The following is an 18,834-nucleotide window of genomic DNA, read 5'->3' as shown; positions in this document are numbered from 1 at the left end:
ATATGCCTCGAGCGAAGTAACACCGGACTACCACGGTGCCGAGCGTATCCATATAACGCACGACACATTTTGTACGCCCCCACGAATGTGGGGGCTTTAGTACCACGTTTAAGCTTCGGCTACCTGCTGGTTGCCGAAAATCTCGATGGAATCGCCCTCAGCGAGGGTAACGATTGCCTTTTTCCAGCTGCGAGTCTTGCCAGTAACGTAGCGAACACGCTTGTTCTTAGGCTTTACCGACATGGTGTTTACCTTTACAACATGAACGTTGAAAAGCTTCTCCACTGCAGCAGCAATCTCTTCCTTAGCAGCATTTTGTGCCACCTCAAAGGTGTACTTACGCTGGCTCATAAGATCAAAAGAACGCTCAGAAACTACCGGGCGAATGATTACGTTATAAACAGAGTTCATTATGCGAGCACCTCCTCGAAGTGCTTAGCAACATCAGCACTCATGATAAGTGCCTTGTTGTCGATGAGGGATGCAGCCGTTGCCTCAGAAGCGCCAATTACCGTGACCTTCTCTACATTGCGGAAGGACAAGAAGGTGTTTACGTCCTCGTCAGAAACAACAACGGTAACACGCTTGCCCGTAAGCTCAAGGTTCTTGAGAAGAGCGACTGCCTGCTTGGTAGAAGGAGCATCAAAATTGAGGCTGTCTACTACTACCAGCTCAGCATCTGCAAGCTTGCCAGAAAGTACCGAACGAAGTGCAAGCTTTACTTCCTTAGCGTTAGTGCGACGTGCATGAGAGCGAGGGGTAGGTCCGAAGACTACGCCACCGCCTGCCCACTGTGGAGCACGGATGGTACCCTGACGAGCACGACCGGTGCCCTTCTGACGCCAAGGCTTAACGCCGCCGCCAGAAACAGCAGAACGATTCTTGGTTGCGTGAGTGCCCTGGCGCATGGAAGCGGCCTGGCATACAACAACCTGGTGTACTACAGAGATGTTTGGCTCAATGCCGTAAACGTCAGAGGAGAGCTCGACTGTATCTACAGCCTTCCCCTCAGCGTTTTTGATTTCAATCTTGGACATCATGTTCTCCTTGTTAGCCTAAAGACTTGGTACTGTGTGGCCTTAGGCCATGCGGATAGAGACGATAGCGTTCTTACCGCCAGGGACAGCACCCTTTACGAGCATGATGTTCTGCTCGGCGTCAACCTGAACCAGCTTGAGGTTCTTAACGGTTACGCGCTCGTCGCCCATGTGACCTGCCATGTGGAGGCCCTTACGGACGCGTGCAGGATATGCACACTGGCCAATAGAACCTGGCTTGCGCTGGTTACGAGAACCGTGAGTCATAGGTCCACGGTGGAAGTTCCAACGCTTGATGGTGCCCTGGAAGCCCTTACCCTTAGAAGTGCCGGTAACGTCTACAGAAGCAACCTCAGCAAAATCGGCAACAGAAACTACGTCACCTGTATTGAACTGAGAGCCGTCCTCAACGCGAACCTCGCGCAGCGTGCGCATAGGCTCAACGCCGGCCTTGGCAAAATGACCTGCCATAGGCTTGTTTACGAGCTTGGACCTGATGTCACCAAAGCCAATCTGTACGGCATCATAGCCGTCAGTTGCCTTCGTCTTTACCTGCGAAATTACGCAGGGGCCTGCCTGGATTACGGTTACAGGTACGACGTTATCATTCTCGTCAAATACCTGCGTCATCCCAAGCTTGCGGCCGAGAATCGTGCTGACCATACTAATCCTTACCTTCGGTGGTCATAGGACCTATAGAGCGCACCCTACGCTCTTCCCCAGCGGACCACAACTTGTGTGATTGCACCTTCGAGACACACGTGTCCCAGTGATGCAGCCCATCTATTGTAGACGGATTTTCTCTGCTTCACAATGTCTACGCATAAAAAGTTTGCCGTCTAGCTGGGACTTAAGCATCCACGTATTCGGGCGTATCCATAAGATTTATTTACTCTTTTTGAGATCTTTATAGATAAGGTACGCTGCAACTGCAAATGCCACTGATGCAGCAAATAACAGATAGTAGCCAATCTCATACGTAAAGAAAACACCCACTCTTGACCTATAGATGGCATCGCCCGCAGTAAAGACAGCATTAAACCCCAAAAATGCCGTAATACCACTAAAAATCGCCGCGCGCTTATCTGCGTACATATTATAAAAAACAAGAGCGGCAACTGCTCCGCCAACAATCAGTATTCCATTTTCGTTTTTAATAAGATTTACGCTATGTGAAGCACCTGGTATGCTAAATGTGCAAAACGGAGTTATGCACCCAAGAATGCTCCCGAGAAAACCCGCAAGAACGCAGATATTTTCCTTTGAAGTACGCTCCTGAAGTGAACGATAGTGCTTCTTTGCAAGACTTTCCGTAATCTGACGAGCGCCATTTTCGGCAGAATCTAAAATCCGATCTACAGAAGTCTTTGTATCTTGCTTGTTTTCTGCTACCGGATTAGTTTCTACCGTCGAATCGCTTGGTTCGGCTGCTGAGGTATGTACTGTAGCTGAGTGAAGCGATGCTCCGCAGCTGGTACAGAATTTTGCTTCATCAGAATTCTTGACACCACATTGAGAACAAAACATACGCACTCCTTATAGCGCTGTTTATACAACAGAAGCCCCCGGTTTCCCAAGGGCTTCTGAACGATTACCACGTGCTAAACAGATTGATTAAAGCTTAATCTGAATATCTACACCTGCAGGCAAGTCAAGACGCATGAGCGAATCAACTGTAGAGGATGTAGGCTCAAGGATGTCGATAAGACGCTTGTGCGTACGCATCTCAAACTGCTCGCGACTATCCTTATCCTTGTGAGGCGAGCGAATCACCGTATAGAGATTGCGCTCGGTAGGCAGAGGAATGGGCCCGGAAACACGAGCGCCAGTCTTCTGTGCGGTATCAACGATAAGCTTCGAGGACTGATCGACTACCTCGTGATCGTAGCCCTTGAGGCGAATCCTAATCTTCTGGCTTGACACTTTAAGTACCTCCATCATTGAGCTATGAGCTCGTAAGGGTTTGTCTCTTAGGCGTTACCGCCGGCTTTGCTTACAATCTCCTCGGCAACAGCTTTGGGGACTGCCTCATAAGAGCCGAACTGCATGGTGTAGCTCGCGCGGCCCTGCGTCTGGGAGCGAAGATCAGTTGCATAGCCAAACATCTCGCCCAGAGGAACCTTGGCGCGGATAATCTTGGTATCCTTACGATCTTCCATGCCCTCAATCTTGCCACGGCGGCTGGACAGATTGCCCATTACGTCGCCCATGTACTGCTCGGGGGTCTCGACAACTACGTCCTCGATAGGCTCAAGCAGGACAGGATCGGACTTCTTAAGAGCATCCTTAATTGCCATAGAACCAGCAATCTTGAATGCGGCTTCAGAGGAGTCTACCTCGTGGTAAGAACCATCGACCAGGGTTACCTTAATGTCTACTACAGGATATCCAGCTACTACGCCGCTATCCAGAGCTTCCTGAATGCCCTTATCGATAGAAGGAATGTACTCCTTAGGAATAACGCCACCAACGATTGCGTTAACAAACTCATAGCCGGTACCGGGCTCTGCTGGCTCCATGTCGATAATGGCATGGCCATACTGACCACGACCACCAGACTGACGTACAAACTTACCTTCTGCATGCTGAACTGCATGACCAGCGGTCTCACGGTATGCAACCTGGGGCTTACCAACGTTTGCGTCTACCTTAAACTCACGACGCAGACGGTCAACAATAATCTCCAGATGGAGCTCGCCCATACCAGCAATGATGGTCTGGCCGGTCTCATGATCAGTGTGAACCTGGAAGGTTGGATCCTCCTCAGCAAGCTTGGCAAGACCAACGCTCATCTTGTCCTGCTCTGCCTTGGTCTTAGGCTCTACTGCAACGTCAATTACAGGATCAGAGAACTCAATGGACTCAAGAATAATCTTGTTATGCTCATCACACAGCGTGTCACCAGTGGTGGTGTTCTTCAGACCAACAGCAGCAACGATGTCACCTGCAGAGCACTCTTCACGGTCTACTCGATCATTAGCGTTCATCTCGAGAATGCGACCAAGGCGCTCGCGACCATCCTTAACGGAGTTGTAGACGTAGCTACCAGCCTCTGCCTGACCCGAATAAACACGGAAGTAAGTAAGCTTACCTACGAAGGGGTCGGTCATAACCTTAAAGGCAAGAGCCGAGAAAGGCTCCTTGGTGTCTGCCTTACGAGTAAGCGTATTGCCAGTCTTAGGATCGGTGCCTTCAACATCAGGAATATCCAGAGGGCTGGGCAGGTAATCAATAACTGCGTCAAGCAACTCTTGAACACCCTTGTTCTTATAAGCAGAACCAACACATACAGGGTTCAAATCGTTGGCAAGAACACCAGCACGGATAGCATCCTTGAGCTTCTCGGCAGGAATTTCCTGATCCTCAAGGATCATTTCCATGAGCTCGTCATCATAGGCGGCAGCTGCCTCAAGAAGCTCCTCGCGCTTCTCGGCTACGATGTCTGCAAACTCCTCAGGAATGGAATCCATCTTCTCGGGGAAAATCATGCCCTTGGCATCCTCTTTGAAGTCCCATGCTTCCAAGGTGACAAGGTCAATAAGACCCCAGAATTGATCCTCAGCGCCCATAGGAACCTGGATGGCAACTGCGTTAGCAGATAGGCGCTCTTTCATGGTCTCGATAGCGTGGAAGAAGTCTGCACCAATACGGTCAAACTTATTGATAAACGCAATACGAGGAACGTTGTAGTTAGAAGCCTGACGCCAAGCGGTCTCGGACTGAGGCTGTACACCTGCAACAGCGTCAAATACTGCTACAGCACCATCAAGAACACGCAAGCAGCGCTCTACCTCAGCGGTAAAGTCTACGTGACCAGGGGTGTCAATAATCTGAATGACGTGATCTTTCCAAAAGCACGTAGTTGCAGCGGAGGTAATGGTTACACCGCGCTCCTGCTCCTGAACCATCCAGTCCATGGTAGCTGCGCCATCATGAACCTCACCAATTTTGTGGGTCTTACCCGTGTAGTAAAGAATGCGCTCGGTAGTCGTCGTTTTACCTGCATCAATGTGAGCCATGATGCCGATGTTACGAAGATCTTCGAGTTTATACTTAACCTTTGCCATAAATTACTCCAGACCTTCCAATTAGAAGCGGTAGTGGGAGAAGGCGCGGTTAGCCTCTGCCATCTTGAATACATCTTCGCGCTTCTTGATAGAGGCGCCAACGCCATTGGAAGCATCTACAATCTCGTTTGCAAGACGCTCTGCCATGCTCTTCTCTTTACGAGTGCGAGAAAAACCAACGAGCCAACGGATTGCAAGGGTGGTAGCACGACGGGAGTTAACCTCCATAGGTACCTGATAGGTAGCGCCACCAACACGCTTGGGCTTAACCTCAAGGGTAGGACGTACGTTGTCCATAGCCTTCTTGAATACGGCAAGTGCATCCTCGCCGGTTTTGGAAGCTACGAGGTCAAAAGCGGTGTATACAATACGCTCAGCGGTAGACTTCTTACCGTCAAGCAAAATCTTGTTAATAAGCTGGGTTACGAGCCTGTTGTTGTAAACGGCGTCAGGCTGAACCTCACGACGAACTGCTGCTGCACGACGCGGCATTATTTTCTCCTCAGAACTTTAGGGAACGAACGTTTAATCCTTGGTTAATTAGCCACGCTTAGCACCGTAGCGGGAACGACCCTGCTTACGGTTCTGAACTGCTGCGCAGTCGAAAGCACCACGGACAATCTTGTAACGAACACCAGGAAGGTCACGAACACGGCCACCGCGGATAAGAACGATGGAGTGCTCCTGAAGGTTGTGGCCCTCACCAGGAATGTAGGCGGTTACCTCGATGCCATTTACCAGGCGTACACGAGCAACCTTACGAAGAGCCGAGTTAGGCTTCTTAGGGGTGGTAGTAAATACACGAGTGCACACGCCACGCTTTTGTGGGTTGTGCTGGAGAGCAGCGTTCTTGGACTTGGCCTTAACGCTCACACGGCCCTGGCGAACGAGCTGATTAATTGTAGGCAAAGCTTTCTCCTTCTTACCTATTGATAAACAAATATGCTAACCCTCAAAGGCGACGCAGCACCATCACCTAGAATTGTCGCAATGTGGAACGATACAACGCTCAAGCTTGAGCGTCAACACACCACGGCACCGGGCGTATCCTTATTTCACAGGCTTACCATATTTTGGCGTCGTATCTTTGGCATCGTTTCTTTTGCGTCGTGCCATTATTAATATTAATAATGGCACGACGAGTCACGAACTATGTAACAGCAAGCACTTGTCTACTACTTCCTAAGCGCACAAAAAATGGCCTGCCCGAAATAAATCGGACAGGCCATGAACGTTTTATAACCAACAACAGCTACAAGCGTTACAACAATTACTCTTCGTCATCGTCAGCTGCGGCAGCTGCATCCTCCTGACGAACCACCTGGCTGAGAAGATCATCAAGAGAATCAAGATCCTCGTTAATTGCCTCAAGACCAGAAGAAGCGCCTGTAGAAGGAGCACCAATCAACTCATCAGTATATCGGTGAGTTGCGGGGGCTGCAGTACCCAGCATGATGTCGCCGTCATCATCGGGGCTAAACACCATATTAAGAAGCTGAGCTAAGTCCTCGTCATCGGCAACGTCATCATCTGGCTCAAGAATATACAACAGGTTACGAGCCTCAAGACCATCGCGGAGCTCCTCAATGGCCTTTGCACCAATACCATCAATGCGCAGCAGGTCATCCTCAGTTTTACCGATAAGGTCACCAACGGTCTCGATACCAACCTCACTAAACTTGTTGGTCCAACGCTGAGATACTCCCAGGTCATCAAACAAGTACAGCTTGGCTTCCTCACTGGAAAGCGTACGGCCATTCTTGGAGTAGACGCCGCCCATGGGGTACTCATCGCCAACCCAATCAAGCTGTTGAGGAAGCTTCTCCTCAATGTCCTTGAGCATATCGGGTGCCCACTCAGGCAAGGTCTTCTCGTTAGCCACCTTGGTAATAGGTGTGCCATGATACGTAAGCTCAACATCACTGTAAGCAGAAAGACCAGTACCTGCAGGAATCTGCTTACCAACAATAACGTTAGACTTAAGGTCAAGCAGGTTGTCAACCTCGCCCCTAATGGCACCGTCGGTAAGTACGCCAGCAGTACGGATAAACGATGCACTGGACAGCCAAGAATCAATAGAGCTTGCAACACGCAAGGTACCCAAGATAACGGGAGTTGCCTCAGGAGGCGTACCGCCAGCAAGCTGAATCTCCTTGACGGTATCAGCAAACTCATAACGATCAACGTACTGGTTAAGCAAGTAACGAGAAGAGCCGGGGTTAGTAATCTGAACGCGACGCAACATCTGACGAGCAATTACCTCGATGTGCTTATCGTCCAAATCTACACCTTGGCTGGTGTAGACGTCCTTAACGGACTCTACAAAGATGTGCATGGTAGATTCAATATCCGTAAGCGTACGCAAACGACGGAAGTTTACAAAGCCCTTGGTAATCTGATCACCAGCACGAACCGTACAACCATCTTCAATGCCAGGCATAAAGCGAACGGATACGGGAACCTTCTTCTCGACAATAACGCGCGTCGTATCCTCAGGATCCACAATCTGTAGGATGTAGTCAGTGGTCTCAGGAATAATCTTAAGAACACCGGAGTTCTCGGCCAGGTCTGCTTCACGACCCAAGATCTTCTCGTTAACGTTGCCTACAACGTCAAACATACGAGCAACGGTAGGAAGACCCTGCGTAATATCGTCTGCACCTGCTACACCACCGGAGTGAATGGTACGCATCGTAAGCTGGGTACCGGGCTCACCAATGGACTGAGCTGCAATAATACCAACTGCCGTACCAATGTTGACGGGGCGACGTGTGGAAAGATCCCAGCCGTAGCACTTCTGGCATACGCCGTACTTAGAGCGGCAGGTAAGCAGTGCACGAAGCTCAACCTTCTTCAGGCCAGCATCCACAAGCTTCTGGATATCATCTGCGGACTCAATATACTCATCCTTGGCAAGAAGAACACTGCCCTTCTCATCCATGATGTCATTGAGTGCACAACGACCGATAAGATCAGTGTTGAGTTCAGTGGTACCAGGTTTGATGAGGTTATACGTTACTCCCTCATCAGTTCCACAGTCCTCCTCGCGAACAATAACGTCCTGAGCTACGTCTACCAAACGACGAGTCAAGTAACCAGAGTCAGAGGTGTGGGATGCGGTATCTACCAGACCCTTACGAGCGCCATAGGTAGAGATGAAGTACTCCAGAGGCTCAAGACCCTCGCGGAAGTTTGCCTTAATGGGAAGGTCGATGGTATCACCAGACATGTCTGCCATCAGACCACGCATACCAGCGAGCTGGCGCAACTGCGTCTTAGAACCACGAGCACCGGAGTCAGCCATCATGTAAATGGGATTATCCTCAGCAAAGCCATCAAGCATCTTGGAGCCCAGCTCTTCGGTGCAAGAGGTCCAAGCCTGAATTACCTCGGCGTGACGCTCGCGCTCGGACAGAAGACCGTCCTCATAGTTCTCGTTAATCTCGTTAACGGCAGCCTGTGCCTCTTCAAGCATCTGCTCCTTGTCATCGGGGATGACAGCGTCCCATACAGAAACGGTCAGACCGGCGCGGGTAGCAAAGTGGAAACCAGCGTACTTGATGCTATCGAGAATATCCTCTACCTGCGTAAGCGAGTAGCGGTCACAGCAATCATTAACGAGCTTGCCCATATCGCTCTTTACCATCTTGTAGTTGATAAAGGGATAATCTGCTGGCAAGCACTGACGGTTAAAGATAATGCGACCAACCGTAGTCTCAAAGCGAGCGGCGCCTTCGGTTACGTCGTAATCGACGATGTCATCGCGACCATTGCGAACGCGGAAGAACTTCTTGCCGTCCTTCTCGACATTAGCGTCGGTGGCAGAGACGCGAACGGTAATCTTTGCCTGGATGTCCAAATCACTACGAGAGTCATAGGCACTCATAGCATCGTCAAAGTTGGAGAATACACGACCCTGACCAGCTACGTCATCCTTAGAGGTGGTAAGGAAATACACGCCAAAGACCATGTCCTGAGAAGGAACGGTAAGAACCTTACCAGAGGCTGGGCTTCGAACGTTGTTGGACGAAAGCATAAGAACGCGAGCTTCAGTCTGAGCCTGCGTAGAAAGAGGTACGTGTACCGACATTTGGTCGCCGTCAAAGTCTGCGTTGAAGGGTGCGCAAACCAAAGGATGCAGGTGGATAGCCTTACCCTCTACTAAAACGGGCTCAAATGCCTGGATAGACAAACGATGCAGCGTTGGAGCGCGGTTGAGAAGTACGAGGCGATCTTGAATGACCTCCTCCAAAACATCCCATACCGCAGGGATAGCGCGATCGATGGCGCGCTTGGCGCCCTTGATGTTCTCGACCTTGTTAAGCTCAACAAGACGACGCATGACGAATGGCTTAAACAGCTCCAATGCCATTGCCTTAGGAAGGCCACACTGATGCAGTTTAAGCTGGGGGTCTACTACAATTACCGAACGGCCAGAGTAGTCTACACGCTTACCAAGAAGGTTTTGACGGAAACGACCCTGCTTGCCCTTGAGTGCCTCTGCAAGAGACTTCAAAGGACGACCACCACGACCGGTGACAGGACGGCCACGACGACCGTTATCAAACAGTGCGTCTACGGCTTCCTGCAGCATGCGCTTCTCGTTATTAACAATGATTGCGGGAGCATCAAGGTCAAGCAAGCGCTTAAGACGGTTGTTACGGTTGATAACACGACGATACAAATCGTTGAGGTCAGATGCGGCAAAGCGACCACCATCAAGCTGAACCATAGGACGAAGATCTGGTGGAATAACAGGGATTACATCCAAAATCATGTCCGCAGGATCGTTATGACCCTCAAGGAAGGCATCCACAATCTCAAGGCGCTTAACTGCCTTCTCACGCTTAGCCTTTTGACCGTCTACGTCTGCTACAATCTCGCGCAGTTCCTTGGATTCCTTCTCCAAGTCAACGGAACGAAGAAGCTCACGTACGGCCTCGGCACCCATGCCACCCTTGAAGTAGATGGAGTAATAGCGCTTCATCTCGCGGAACAAAGACTCATCAGAGATAAGATCACGCTTGCTGAGCTGCATAAAACGCTCGTAAGCCTCACGGCGAAGCGTCTTCTCTTCCTCGTACTCTTCCTCGATGTCTGCAACCTCTGCACGAACCTCATCAGCGGTAAGAGGCTCTACATCATCAAAGCTGTTGCCAGAGTCCTCACCCTGCTCACGTACACGAGCAATCTGCTCATCGCGCTCTGCATCGAGCTCCTCAATATCTGCTGCAAGCTCCTCGCGCAGGTCATCCTTGTCAGCCTCACGAGCCTCAGTATCTACCTCAGTAATGACATAGCTTGCAAAGTACAAGATTTTCTCGAGGTCCTTGCCCTTAACATCAAGCAAGCGAGCCAGAGGGAAGCTGTTGGGGGATTTGAAGTACCAGATATGACTCACAGGAGCAGCAAGCTCGATATGACCCATGCGGTCACGACGAACCTTGGCACTGGTTACCTCTACGCCACAGCGCTCGCAGACAATACCCTTGAAACGAATTCCCTTGTACTTACCGCAAGAGCACTCCCAGTCCTTTACAGGTCCAAAAATCTTCTCGCAGAACAAGCCGTCCTTTTCTGGCTTGAGCGTACGGTAGTTAATCGTCTCGGGCTTCTTTACCTCGCCAAAAGACCAGCTACGGATCTGATCGGCAGAAGCAAGCGAGATCTTAATGGCGTCGAAGTCGGTGCTATCGAAATCTGCCACGTTCGTTACTCCTTATCGTCCTGGACGTCGCCGACAAGAACTTCGACGTCTGCAACATCAGACAGGTCATCCACCAAGTTGGTTGCCTCATCTACTGCAGAAAATACGTCGTCGACGGAATGGTTAGATGCAGCGGGAGCTGCCGTGTTCCTAGAAACCTTCTTGTAGTTGATAGGTTCAATGGAAAGAGCAAGGGAGCGCATTTCCTTAACGAGAACCTTAAAGGACTCAGGCGTGCCTGCAGCAGGTACGTTCTCATCCTTAACAATGGACTCGTAGGTCTTAACGCGACCAATGGTGTCATCAGACTTAACAGTCAAAATCTCCTGGAGGACGTTAGCAGCACCATAAGCGTACAGTGCCCAAACTTCCATCTCACCAAAGCGCTGACCACCAAACTGAGCCTTACCGCCCAAAGGCTGCTGGGTTACCAGACTGTAAGGACCAGTAGAACGAGCGTGAATCTTATCGTCAACCATGTGACCAAGCTTCAGGATATAGCTGGTACCAACGGTAATCTGATCACGGAAAGGCTCGCCCGTACGTCCGTCATACAACGTGGTCTTGCCCATATCGTTGAGCTGAGGAATGAATGCCTCATGTATATGCTCGCCGTACTCCTGCTTTGCCTTGTTAACGAGGTTTACGTTAGCACGACGTAATACGTCTGCTACTTCCTCGTCATTGGCGCCATCAAAAACGGGCGTCGAGACAAACATGGGGCCTGGTACATAGGTGTCGGACTTGTCCGTTGTGGTATCCCAACCGTGGCTTGCAGCCCAGCCAAGATGACACTCAAGCAGCTGACCAACGTTCATACGAGAAGGTACGCCCAAGGGATCGAGAAGTACGTCAATTGGCGTACCATCCGCCATATAAGGCATATCCTCAACAGGAAGTACACGACAGACAACACCCTTGTTGCCGTGACGACCAGAAATCTTATCGCCCTGCTGAATCTTACGGCGCTGTGCAACAAAGACGCGTACTAGGTCATTTACTCCTGGAGGCAGATCATCGCCTGCTTCGCGACTAAAGCGAACTACCTCTACAACACGACCATAGGAACCGTGAGGCATCTTAAGGGACGTGTCACGAACATCATGAGCCTTAGCACCAAAGATGGCACGCAGCAAACGCTCCTCTGCGGTAAGGGCAGTCTCACCCTTAGGAGTGACCTTACCAACCAAGATGTCACCAGGGCCAACTTCTGCACCTACACGAATAATGCCGTCTTCATCGAGGTTGGCAATCATGTCCTCAGACATGTTAGGAATCTCGCGCGTAATTTCCTCTGCGCCGAGCTTGGTATCACGAGCATCAATCTCATGGCGAGAAATATTGATGGAGGTAAGCAGGTCTTCCTCTACCACACGCTCAGAAACAACGATACCGTCCTCGTAGTTGAAGCCCTCCCATGGCATGTAGGCTACGAGCAAGTTCTTGCCTAAAGCAAGCTCGCCCTTATCGATAGAAGTACCGTCTGCCAAAGGCTGACCAGCTACTACATCGTCACCAACCTTAATAACGGGACGATGGTTGATGCAAGTAGACTGATTGGAGCGCTCAAACTTGGGGAACTCGTAGGTAATCTCGCCACTTGCGCCCTTAACAACTGCGTGAAGAGCATCTACCTCTACAACACGGCCGTCCTCAGTAGCACATACCATCTCACCAGAGTCCAAAGCTGCACGAGCTTCCATACCAGTGCCTACCAAAGGTGCACAAGCCTTAATCAGAGGCACTGCCTGACGCTGCATGTTTGCACCCATGAGCGTACGCTTAGCGTCATCATGCTCGAGGAATGGAATGAGCGTTGCTGCTACCGACAAAAGCTGACGAGCAGAAACATCCATGAGGTCAATGTCCTCTACGGGAACCTGTGCAGGCGCACCAAAGGAACCGTCAAAGTCACGCGTACGAGCTACTACACGAGTAGGCTTGACAAGCTTGCCAGTTGCAGGATCGAGCTCAATAAACTCACCAGTCTTGGAATCAACAGGTGTGTTGGCGGGAGCAATATTGTGCTGCTCCTCCTCATCTGCTGTCATCCATACAATCTCATCCGTCAGCGTACCGTCCTTAACACGACGATACGGAGACTCAATAAAGCCATACTCATTTACGTGCGCATACAGTGCCAAAGAGCCGATAAGACCAATATTTGGTCCTTCTGGAGTCTCGATAGGGCACATACGTGCATAGTGAGAGTTGTGAACGTCACGAACTGCCGTAGGTACATTGGTACGACGGCTGGAACCAGACTTATGGCCAGCAAGACCGCCAGGTCCCAAAGCAGAAAGACGACGCTTGTTAGTAAGACCAGCAAGTGGGTTGGACTGATCCATGAATTGAGACAGCTGAGAAGAACCGTAAAACTCCTTGATTGCTGCCACAATAGGACGAATGTTAATAAGAGACTGTGGAGTGATGTCATCAGCATCCTGGGACGCCATGCGCTCACGGATGACACGCTCCATGCGGCTCATACCAATGCGGAATTGATTTTGTACCAGCTCGCCTACCGTGCGGACGCGGCGATTACCAAAGTGGTCAATGTCATCAACCTTCTTGGTTGTATCGCCAGCGTGAAGTGCAAGCAAGTAACGGAGGGCAACAACAATATCTTCCTCGGTAAGGGTAACGATATCTGCCTCAGTATCGAGCTCGAGCTTCTTGTTAATCTTGTAGCGACCAACCTTAGCAAGGTCATAGCGTACTGGATTGAAGAACAAACCATCGAGCAAAGAACGAGCTGAGTCTGCAGTAACAGGCTCGCCGGGGCGCTGACGACGGTAAATCTCTTCCAAAGCAGCTTGACGGGTCTGTACGGAGTCACGCTCAATGGTGGAGCGGACAACGTCAGAATCGCCCAACAGGTTAAGAATCTCGTCATCAGACTCCGCAATGCCCAATGCACGAAGCAGCAGGGTAGCAGATTGACGGCGCTTGCGATCAATAGATACAACAAGCTGACCGCGCTTATCGACCTCAAACTCCAACCATGCACCACGAGCGGGAATGAACTGGACGCGGTGTACTAACACGCCACTATCCGTCTCTTCAGAGAAGTAGACGCCTGGAGAACGAACAAGCTGGGAAACAACAACGCGCTCAGAGCCGTTGATGATAAACGTACCGCGCTCGGTCATAAGTGGGAAGTCACCCATGAATACGAGCTGCTCCTTAATCTCGCCCGTCTCTTTATTGACAAAGCGGACCTCTACGAGCATAGGAGCCTGATAAGAAATGTCCTTAGCACGGCACTCAGCAATGGTGTGTGCAGGATCTCCAAACTGATGCTCGCCAAACGAAACCTCCATGGTTCCAGCGGCATTCTCGATAGGAGATGCCTCTGCGAAGGCTTCGTCCAAACCAGTCGTCATAAAACGATGGAAAGACTCCTTCTGAACTTCAATGAGGTTGGGTGGCTCGACGTTAGAGCGAATCTTGCTAAAGCTCACGCGCTCACGTGCATTTGCGGAGGTAGTAGTGGAAATCTTTGTGGTAGGCACCAGGTGTTTCCTCCTTCGGAACGACATAATGCGACAAATATCGCAATCTAATAATCTACCTAAGGAAGGAGGTTTGGTCAATTAAAATGCTTGACTTTAGCTGTTTTTTACAGTAAAGAAAGCCACAAGCCCTATTTACCTGCTCAAACAAAAAAGAAAATATGTGGGGAACATGTGGACCTATTAGTGTACAACAAATGTACTGTCTAACAAAAGGGTTTGTGAGCAAAATTGCAGTGAAAACTAAAGGACCCTCGGCCTATAACCAAGGGTCCTTGCTGTTTTAAACAGGGGTGAGAAACGCGTAAGTAATTCCCGCAAAAGAGGATTTACTTAAGGGTTACAGCAGCACCAGCCTCTTCAAGCTTAGCCTTAGCAGCCTCAGCGTCATCCTTCTTTGCGCCCTCGAGGATTGCCTTAGGAGCACCCTCAACCATCTCCTTGGCCTCCTTCAGGCCAGCAGAGGTGAGCTCACGAACTACCTTAATAACAGCAATCTTGTTCTCGCCAAAACCCTCGAGAACTACGTCAAAGTTGGTCTTCTCCTCAGCAGCCTCAGCAGCAGCAGGAGCAGCAGCAACTGCTACAGGAGCAGCAGCGGATACGCCGAATACGTCCTCAAGCTCGTGCACAAGCTCAGAAAGCTCGAGTGCTGGCATCTCTTTAAGAGCCTCAATAATTTCATCCTTGGTGACAGCCATGTCAATTCTCCTTTGTGAGGGACATCGTTTTTGATGTCCTTAGCTACATGTAAAAGTTTGGGTGAATCCCACTGCGTTATGCAGCGTTCTTCTGCTCCTCCACTGCGGAAAGAACCGTATGAAGGCCCTGTGCAGGACCATTGAGTACACGGACAACCCCAGAAAGAGGATTGGAAATGCAACCAACGAACTTGGCAATGAGCTCCTCGCGAGAAGGAAGATCTGCAATAGCGTTTGCCTCTGCTGCGTTAACTGCCTTACCATCTGCAATGCCGCCAAGGAACTCAATCTTCTTAAGAGATTTGCTTGCTGCCTTGATTACCTTAGCTGCATCTACAGGATCGTTCTCGTAAAAAACGTATGCACATGTACCGATGAGGACATCATCGATAGCGGGCAAACCGGCCTTCTCGAGAGCAATCTTTACGATATTGTTCTTGTAGACCTTCATCTCTGCGTGAGATTCACGCAAATCACGACGAAGCTGCTGTGCCTCCTTTACGGAAAGACCACGGTAGTCGATTACAAAAAGGCCTGCGGCATTCTCGAGCGAGGCAGATACCTTCTCGAGCATATCGAACTTAGACTGTGCTGGCATATGACACCTCCTTTATGCATGTCTTCAGGCACGAACCACCTGCACGGTGGGCCCTTGCATGCAAAGACCCCGCCAGCTTATGCCAGACGGGGTCAGAAGATACAAAACTCTTTAGACCACCTCGGCGGGCGGGCGCATCTGCTCCCTTTAGGCCCAAACGGGCACCAGCTGTCTCTGGCAGTGGACGTGCTAAACGTCTGCTAAAGCTTGTGCTCTAGCAATTGATTATTGTGCAACGAGAAGGGTTTCTCGTCAAGCGTAAGCTACGATTCACAGGATTGCCACGGAGTTTAGGCGCTTGGCTCGGCTATTAAACTGTAAAGGTAGTTAGCTACAGCCTCGTCTCCGTATGTATCCACAGCAGACTTGTTTATAAATATCTATGCGATAGATACGTCATTATTGTTTTTATCCACTTTAAGATAACTGCAGTCGTTAATAAACTCTTTAAGGGACTTGTAGGAAGTTCCATTTCCTTTTTTATAAGATTTTACTATAGAATCTCCATATTTTTTCTTAAGCTCTTTACCGATAAATGATAGGCTTGCTGGCTTCCCTTCACTAACACATTTCTCAACAAACTTTCGAATATATTTTTGAATGTTCTCCTTCCTGAGGTTATTATTTGTCGTTTTTTCATCTTGGTTTGCAGTCTTTTGTTTCTGCTGATTATTTTCGGCTTTTGTGTTCTTTGTAGCTTTAGCAGTATGTTTATCTTCCTTAGCCTGCTTTGAAGTCGAACCTTGTATGGGAATATACTTATTGTAGGCATTTTTTAATGCGTCGGGTGTCTTCTTTGATTCGCCCATACCCCATACTTTGCAACCAGACTCGCTAATCCTTCTTGCCAAATACGTATAATCGCTATCAGACGAGACGATACAAAAGCCAGTAACATTACCTGTGTGCAAAATATCCATTGCGTCTATGATGAGTGCTGAATCAGATGCGTTTTTACCACGAGTATTATTTATTTGAATCCTTGGCGTAAGCGAATACTCTTTAACTGCGTCTTGCCATTTATTCTTGGTAATATCATTAATATTTCCATACACCCTCTTATACAGGCATGTGCCATGCTTTTCTATTTCTGCAAGTATGTTTTGAGCATACTTTGCAGGAATGTTTTCTGCATCAATGAGAAGCGCGAATCTTGTCTCAGCCATTTTTACCTCTTATCGTTTAATAAATAAAAGCTTGTTGAATATACCCCCCGATTTACTGTCAATCATAACTAAGTATTGCTTTTATAGGATGCAGCTTCTCATACAAAAAAGCACCCCATCGGCGAGATGAGGTGCTTTAGGAATAAACAGGTATGCCTAAGTGGTACTAGTCCTCCATAAGGGCACGAACCTTGGTGCCGTCTACCTTAACACCAGGTCCCATAGTGGAAGAAACTACAACAGACTTAATGTAACGACCCTTGGCAGCTGCAGGCTTAACACGCAAAATCTCGGTGATAAGTGCCTGGTAGTTCTCTACCAATGCAACAAGCTCAAAGGAAGCCTTGCCCAGAGGTACGTGGCAGATGCCGTAACGATCAGCGCGATACTCTACACGACCAGCCTTGAGCTCACCAACCATCTTTGCAACATCCATGGTTACGGTGCCAAGCTTGGGGTTAGGCATCAAACCACGAGGTCCAAGAAGCTTACCAATGCGGCCAACCTTAGCCATCATGTTAGGAGTTGCAATAGCGGCATCAAAGTCAAAGTTGCCAGCCTGAATGGAAGCAACCAAGTCATCTGCGCCTACAATGTCTGCGCCAGCAGCCTCTGCCTCACGGGCCTTCTCGCCCTCTGCAAATACTGCAACGCGAACAGTCTTGCCAGTGCCATGAGGAAGGGAAATGGAACCACGAACGTTCTGATCTGCCTTACGGGTATCTACGCCTAAGCGGATAGAAACATCAATGGTCTCGTCAAACTTAGCGCTTGCGAGCTCCTTTACAAGCTCAAGAGCAGCCTTAGGGCTGTAGAGGTCTGCAGAGACCTTCTCGGAAGCGTTACGATAGTTCTTACCGTGCTTTGCCATAAATCCTCCTTGTGTGGTGCATACGGGCGGCATGCCCTCCCACGTAAAGCTCACACTCCTTGTGAGGCAAGCATAAAAACAATGAATTGCGTGAGTTACTCAGCGATGGTGACACCCATGGAACGAGCGGTGCCGGCAACAATCTTCATTGCGGCATCAATATCGTTAGCATTGAGGTCAGGCATCTTAATCTCAGCAATCTTGCGAAGCTGGTCCTGAGAAAGCTGACCAACCTTATCACGCTGAGGAACACCAGAACCACCCTTAATGCCAAGCTCCTTAATGATGAGCTTAGCTGCGGGAGGAGTCTTGCAAACAAAGCTGAAGCTACGATCCTCGTATACGGAAATCTCAACGGGGATAATGTCGCCAGCCTGATCTTTAGTCTCTGCGTTAAATGCCTGGCAGAACTGCATAATGTTTACTTGTGCAGCACCCAGAGCAGGACCTACTGGAGGAGCAGGGTTTGCTTGACCAGCAGGAATCTGAAGCTTAATGAACTTAACTACGTTCTTCTCAGCCATAGTGTTCTCCTGTATACCGTTAGTTACCTTAGTTACCTGTACATAATTCTATATACGCCCTTGCTTCAGAAGCATTCCTCACCGAAAGAAGCAAGAGGTGGAATAGCTAGTTAATTGCCGCTACCTTATCTATATCAAGCTCAACTGGTGTCTCACGACCAAAGATTGCAAGCATAACCTTGACTTTACCCGATGCGAGCATAATCTCAGAAATGGTGCCATCAAAGTCTGCAAGTGCGCCAGAAACAACGCGGATGGACTGCCCAACCTCAAGATCGGTAGAGGTAGGACGAGGAGCATCTGCACTCTTATTGGAGCGACGCATAATCTTGTTAAACTCATCACGAGAAAGAGGCGTAGGCTTACCATCTATGCCTACAAAACCCGTTACGCCAGGCGTGTTACGGACAACAGCCCAGGAGTTATCATCAATCTCCATGCGAACAAGCACATAGCCAGGGAATACCTTGGTTTCCTTGGTTTCACGCTTGCCGCCCTCTTTGAGCTCGGTTACTTCCTCGGTAGGAATTTGAATGTCTACAACAACATTTTCCAAACCAAAGGTCTCAATACGATGCTCAAGATCTGCCTTAACCTTATTCTCGTAACCAGAATAGGTATGAATAACATACCAACGCTTAGCCATTA

At 49.4% G+C, this 18,834-nt stretch carries 16 protein-coding genes; all 16 read right to left on the bottom strand.

The genetic code is table 11. From position 1 onward, the window contains the following. Positions 1–108: 108 nt before the first annotated feature. The 16 genes from rplW to nusG all read right to left on the bottom strand — a co-directional run bounded on the left by rplW (position 109) and on the right by nusG (position 18,832). Positions 109–411 (bottom strand): 50S ribosomal protein L23, encoded by a 303-nt coding sequence (gene rplW / locus SPD80_RS05395; RefSeq protein WP_320604057.1) that lies wholly within the window; start codon positions 409–411, stop codon positions 109–111. Continuing rightward, a complete protein-coding gene (gene rplD, locus SPD80_RS05390) occupies positions 411–1,037 on the bottom strand; it encodes a 50S ribosomal protein L4 (RefSeq protein ID WP_320604059.1) in 627 nt (208 codons plus the stop codon). Before rplD ends, rplW begins: the two co-directional genes overlap by 1 nt. A 42-nt stretch (positions 1,038–1,079) precedes the next feature. Then, a complete protein-coding gene (rplC, locus tag SPD80_RS05385; RefSeq protein ID WP_320604060.1) occupies positions 1,080–1,700 on the bottom strand; it encodes a 50S ribosomal protein L3 in 621 nt (206 codons plus the stop codon). A 222-nt stretch (positions 1,701–1,922) separates the two neighbouring features. After that, on the bottom strand, positions 1,923–2,564 hold the full coding sequence (locus SPD80_RS05380) for a zinc ribbon domain-containing protein (RefSeq protein ID WP_320828829.1): 642 nt from the start codon (positions 2,562–2,564) through the stop codon (positions 1,923–1,925). Between the two features lie 87 nt (positions 2,565–2,651). Further along, positions 2,652–2,960, bottom strand: coding sequence for a 30S ribosomal protein S10 (gene rpsJ, locus SPD80_RS05375; protein WP_002563157.1), 309 nt, complete (start codon positions 2,958–2,960; stop codon positions 2,652–2,654). A 47-nt stretch (positions 2,961–3,007) separates the two neighbouring features. Continuing rightward, the gene (gene fusA, locus SPD80_RS05370) at positions 3,008–5,104 is read right to left on the bottom strand and encodes an elongation factor G (RefSeq protein WP_320828828.1); all 2,097 of its coding nucleotides are present in this window, start codon (positions 5,102–5,104) and stop codon (positions 3,008–3,010) included. Between the two features lie 21 nt (positions 5,105–5,125). After that, positions 5,126–5,596 carry a 30S ribosomal protein S7 gene (rpsG, locus tag SPD80_RS05365; RefSeq protein ID WP_320604063.1) on the bottom strand — a complete coding sequence of 157 codons (471 nt, stop codon included), beginning with the start codon at positions 5,594–5,596 and terminating at the stop codon, positions 5,126–5,128. Positions 5,597–5,644: 48 nt separating this feature from the next. Further along, the gene (gene rpsL / locus SPD80_RS05360; RefSeq protein ID WP_028263493.1) at positions 5,645–6,013 is read right to left on the bottom strand and encodes a 30S ribosomal protein S12; all 369 of its coding nucleotides are present in this window, start codon (positions 6,011–6,013) and stop codon (positions 5,645–5,647) included. Positions 6,014–6,374: 361 nt separating this feature from the next. After that, on the bottom strand, positions 6,375–10,811 hold the full coding sequence (locus SPD80_RS05355; protein WP_320828826.1) for a DNA-directed RNA polymerase subunit beta': 4,437 nt from the start codon (positions 10,809–10,811) through the stop codon (positions 6,375–6,377). Between the two features lie 5 nt (positions 10,812–10,816). After that, positions 10,817–14,326, bottom strand: a complete 3,510-nt coding sequence (locus SPD80_RS05350; RefSeq protein WP_320604068.1) for a DNA-directed RNA polymerase subunit beta — start codon at positions 14,324–14,326, stop codon at positions 10,817–10,819. Positions 14,327–14,655: 329 nt separating this feature from the next. Next, complete coding sequence (rplL, locus tag SPD80_RS05345) at positions 14,656–15,027, bottom strand: 50S ribosomal protein L7/L12 (RefSeq protein ID WP_028263497.1); 372 nt, start codon at positions 15,025–15,027, stop codon at positions 14,656–14,658. Positions 15,028–15,103: 76 nt separating this feature from the next. Beyond that, on the bottom strand, positions 15,104–15,625 hold the full coding sequence (gene rplJ, locus SPD80_RS05340; protein WP_320604071.1) for a 50S ribosomal protein L10: 522 nt from the start codon (positions 15,623–15,625) through the stop codon (positions 15,104–15,106). Between the two features lie 380 nt (positions 15,626–16,005). Continuing rightward, a complete protein-coding gene (locus SPD80_RS05335; protein WP_320828824.1) occupies positions 16,006–16,791 on the bottom strand; it encodes an NYN domain-containing protein in 786 nt (261 codons plus the stop codon). Between the two features lie 166 nt (positions 16,792–16,957). Beyond that, positions 16,958–17,662: a 50S ribosomal protein L1 gene (gene rplA / locus SPD80_RS05330; RefSeq protein ID WP_320604074.1), complete on the bottom strand. Its 705-nt coding sequence runs from the start codon at positions 17,660–17,662 to the stop codon at positions 16,958–16,960. A gap of 95 nt (positions 17,663–17,757) precedes the next feature. Then, positions 17,758–18,186 carry a 50S ribosomal protein L11 gene (rplK, locus tag SPD80_RS05325; RefSeq protein ID WP_320604076.1) on the bottom strand — a complete coding sequence of 143 codons (429 nt, stop codon included), beginning with the start codon at positions 18,184–18,186 and terminating at the stop codon, positions 17,758–17,760. Between the two features lie 106 nt (positions 18,187–18,292). After that, complete coding sequence (nusG, locus tag SPD80_RS05320; protein WP_320604077.1) at positions 18,293–18,832, bottom strand: transcription termination/antitermination protein NusG; 540 nt, start codon at positions 18,830–18,832, stop codon at positions 18,293–18,295. Positions 18,833–18,834 lie beyond the last annotated feature (2 nt).

The sequence above is a fragment of the Atopobium sp. genome, assembly GCF_034113385.1.
In the GTDB taxonomy this organism is placed as follows: Bacteria; Actinomycetota; Coriobacteriia; order Coriobacteriales; family Atopobiaceae; genus Atopobium.
Note: the sequence above shows the minus strand (reverse complement) of the source record. Positions and strands in the feature narration are given on the sequence as shown.